Source organism: Nostoc sp. CHAB 5715 (assembly GCF_020829685.1).
GTDB lineage: Bacteria > Cyanobacteriota > Cyanobacteriia > Cyanobacteriales > Nostocaceae > Nostoc.
The window spans coordinates 1-3,617 of the sequence record NZ_JAIVFR010000783.1 but is presented as its reverse complement, the minus strand read 5'-3'; the positions used below and the strand labels follow the sequence as shown (position 1 = coordinate 3,617).

Here is a 3,617-nt window from a genome sequence, read left to right as displayed (position 1 = left end):
GGACACTGGAATGTCTATCGCTTTGATGGATACCGTCAAGGAATGCAAGAGGAAACAGCGTTTGAAAACCTAGCGTTTAATGTTCACAATCAAGCCGATGGTTTAATACTTGTGTTGGATGTAGATTTAGATAAAATCGTCTCGGCAGAACAAGCCATTGAAGTTGGCATTACTACCGTTATTAAAGACAGAAATGGTGAGGTTACTTACTGGGCGTTAACTCATCAAGTTGCGGAGGCTGACTTTCATTTGCGAGATAGTTTTATTATTGAGTTATAATTTAAGTATTAAATACTACAGCACTTAAACTAGATATGTCCTACAGTTCTGGAATAAAAAATGTTAAATACTTATTTATTGATGGTGGCTGTTTAGATTCACTACTAGAATTATTTTCAGAAAATCTTTTTGATAAAAAACAGCTTGAAATAGATTACTATCGGTTAGCAAGTGGCTATGATAAAGTATTTTATTACGATTGTCTGCCTGCTAAAAAGCAAGGAGAAAATGAAGTAGACTACCAAAATCGTATTAAGCCTAAAATTAAGTTATTCAACCACTTAAAATCAGTGGATAGATTTCATGTCTATTGCGATACTTCACCCAAGAAGCTATTCAATTGTTTTAAACTTGAATTACCGTCGTAAATTAGTCCCTAGCGCTCGATCATGACACAAAACAGATTGATGGTTTATGCATTTTGGGATACAGATGCAGAAGTTTGGGTAGCAACGAGTGAAAACGTGCCAGGATTGGTAACAGAAGCTTCTACGATTGAGTCTCTTACGCAAAAGCTCAGAGAAGTGATACCAGAACTCCTTCTTCTCAATCGAATTGCGCCTGAGGTAGATATACAGCAAGAGTAAAGGCAATTTTAACAATTATAGCTATTTACGAGAATATTTTAAAAGTGCGATCGCACTAGCAGGCAGAAAGAATTAGCTTAAATATCTAAACCACAGCGATATTTACACATCTACACCTTTATGCTTGTTGCTTCATCACTTCTATAGTATGAATAACCATTTCAGATAAACATTATTTTAGGATAATAAATAAACTAATTTGCTTATTCCGTTTGATAGAGTTAATTAAATTTTAATGAAGTAGAATAGCCAAAAATATAACTAAAAAAGCAAATTATTAAATATTAGCTTTATGCGAAAAAAATATAGTAATCTTCAAAGCATAAAATCTAGTCAAATAAAACAATTACAACGGCTTGACGAGCCAAATCAACCAGGATATAAATTCATTTCGCCGAAATTTGCCCAACCCTTAGCTGCAATTAATAAAGAAATTGTCTTTGACCAAGATAGTGTGCTATTGGTAGGAGTGCAGACAGAAGATGTATCTGTCCATCTGTTTGGGTATGCGGTTTCAAGGGAGGGCTAAATGAACTCAAAATATAACTTTCAATACTTTCAAGGGAGTACTCTTTCTGATCTATTTGCTCAAGATATCACAGATGCATCTTATGGGTTTATTTTAAATTACCCTGCAACTGCCAGTTGGGCTGCTTACCCCAACCGAAAAAAATATTTTATTCAAGATGGCAGTAGTGAAGCCACCAAAACCTCCTTTGACAAGATTTGTCAGAAGGAACCTTGGAAAAATCTGGCTGTGTTAGGCGATCGCATTCCTGGAATTGTGATTATACCACCGCCAAAGTCGCTAACTGGCTACTGGCAAGAGCATTTCGGCAGCCACTCCAATAGGTCGATGATGGATTGCTCAAGTTATCTAGATGACCTCAGCCACAGCGAACGCTTTGACAAACTTATTAGTCTATTTCCCTTTGATCACCTCAAACCTGAAAAACACGCTGTTGATCCAGACACTCATTACCGCTTACTCAGCAAAGTAACGCTAGCCAACTTAGGGGTGCAATGTCCGAAATACGAGAGCTACAATCTGCACCAAGTTAATCTCGAAGACATTCAGTTACCACAATACCCCTACTTAATTAAAACATCCCACGGACTCTCAGGAGAAGGCACTTATATCATCAAAAGTCCCAGCGATTTGAACTACTGCTTTGAAGAAATTAGGAAATATCTTGATATTAAGTTGCTCGATACGATTATTGTTTCGGAGTTCGTCAAGAATGAAGTGCAGAATTACTGCGTACAGTTCTATGTCAACAAGCTAGGAGAAATAACCCTCATCGGCACTACCGGCCAACTCGTCACTCCAGAAGGCAACTATTTAGGCGGACTGATTGACTACCGCAACACTGACATGAGCAAGTTCTTTGAGATGATTGCTAACGTTGGTCAGTATGCTCACAAACAGGGTTATTTCGGCGTGATTGGCTTTGATGTGCTAGAAGACCAAGACGGACAATTTTATGCGATCGATGCGAATTTCCGAGTCAATGGCTCAACTCCGTTGTGCTTGCAGCGTAATACCCTAGTGGGACTGGGAAAGGGAGTAGCTAAATATTCCAGTGACTACCGCATGGAAGGAACCTTGGATTCAATTTTAGTCACCTTAAAACCAGAACTAGATCGCAAGGATTTAATCATTCTGTCGGCTTTAGAGAAGATCAAATATGGAAAAATAAACACTGACATTTATGCGATCGTTACTGGAGAAACTATCCAGGAAATGCAGCATATCGAGCATAAATTAAAGAATAAGGGATTACAATGGCTTCCTTAAACAACAGCTATCTCACCCACATAAAGAAGTTAAAAGACCCGATAGAACCGCTAAAATTTGCGTAGGTTGGGTTGAGGAACGAAACCCAACATTTTTGGGCATTTGTTGGGCAACACTAAAGTTCAACCCAACCTACAATTATCCTTAACTGGGATGTTGTTGAAATAAGTGTTGGTCTGAGCTTGATATTAGAGGCAGCTAAGTACAGCTTTGCGTAAAATCGTAGCGTTTTTAATGCAAGGGGACGCATTGGCATTGTCAACCGATACATTAGCATTGTCAGCCGATGCATTGGCATTGTCAACCGATGCATTGGCATTGTCAACCGATGCATTGGCATTGTCAGCCGATGCATTGGCATTGTCAACCGATGCATTGGCATTGTCAACCGATGCATTGGCATTGTCAACCGATGCATTGGCATTGCAGCTACCAACACTGATACCCATTGCTCCAGTTATACCAGCAACTGCACCTGCGATCGCAAAGTAAGTAGATTGATAACGCACTGGTGATATTCCCATCATCAGATTGTTGGTACACAAATCAATTGCCGCCCACGTCCCGCCAGCTAGTATATGCAACAAGGATAACCAGATCCAAAAAGAAATTTGATCGCTTCCAACTCCTAGCCACAACACAGGTGTCACCGCCACCAAGACTCCCACTAATAGCAGTAGCGGACGATTCCCAATTCGGTCGGCCAGTTTCCCCCACAAAAGCAGCATTAACATGTTCGCACCAGTTCCTAAACCGTGATAAATCGTTACCGCACTAATATCTATATCCAGGTTATCCAGCATATATAGCAATCCTAAATGAGATTGTGAAAATTTTGTTATGGTCGTCCTTAGTCATTTGTCCTTGGTCATTTGTGATTACAAAGGACAAATAACTAATGACTAATGACAGCAAAGAGAAAAATATTTCACAAATGATTTAGGACTGCTATA

General features: G+C 39.2%; 4 protein-coding genes and 2 pseudogenes. 5 read left to right on the top strand and 1 reads right to left on the bottom strand.

The annotated features are described in order from the left end of the window. The 5 genes and pseudogenes from LC574_RS31170 to LC574_RS31150 all read left to right on the top strand — a co-directional run. Nucleotides 1-279, top strand: a pseudogene (locus LC574_RS31170) (hypothetical protein); the annotation flags it as partial. A 35-nt stretch (nt 280-314) separates the two neighbouring features. Beyond that, nucleotides 315-647 (top strand): hypothetical protein, encoded by a 333-nt coding sequence (locus tag LC574_RS31165; RefSeq protein ID WP_229457446.1) that lies wholly within the window; start codon nt 315-317, stop codon nt 645-647. A 21-nt stretch (nt 648-668) separates the two neighbouring features. Continuing rightward, nucleotides 669-866: a DUF1902 domain-containing protein gene (locus LC574_RS31160; protein WP_229457445.1), complete on the top strand. Its 198-nt coding sequence runs from the start codon at nt 669-671 to the stop codon at nt 864-866. Nucleotides 867-1,158: 292 nt separating this feature from the next. After that, nucleotides 1,159-1,395 (top strand): hypothetical protein, encoded by a 237-nt coding sequence (locus LC574_RS31155; protein WP_229457444.1) that lies wholly within the window; start codon nt 1,159-1,161, stop codon nt 1,393-1,395. After that, a complete protein-coding gene (locus LC574_RS31150) occupies nt 1,396-2,664 on the top strand; it encodes an ATP-grasp domain-containing protein (protein WP_229457443.1) in 1,269 nt (422 codons plus the stop codon). A gap of 428 nt (nt 2,665-3,092) precedes the next feature. Here LC574_RS31150 and LC574_RS31145 read toward each other — a convergent pair. Then, nucleotides 3,093-3,473, bottom strand: a pseudogene (locus tag LC574_RS31145) (MFS transporter); the annotation flags it as partial. Between the last annotated feature and the right edge of the window lie 144 nt (nt 3,474-3,617).

Excerpts from the sequence above, each read along its gene's own strand:
- LC574_RS31150 (WP_229457443.1), top strand. The coding sequence starts at position 1,396 with ATGAACTCAAAATATAACTTTCAATACTTTCAAGGGAGTACTCTTTCT.
- LC574_RS31165 (WP_229457446.1), top strand. The coding sequence starts at position 315 with ATGTCCTACAGTTCTGGAATAAAAAATGTTAAATACTTATTTATTGAT.
- LC574_RS31155 (WP_229457444.1), top strand. The coding sequence starts at position 1,159 with ATGCGAAAAAAATATAGTAATCTTCAAAGCATAAAATCTAGTCAAATA.
- LC574_RS31160 (WP_229457445.1), top strand. The coding sequence starts at position 669 with ATGACACAAAACAGATTGATGGTTTATGCATTTTGGGATACAGATGCA.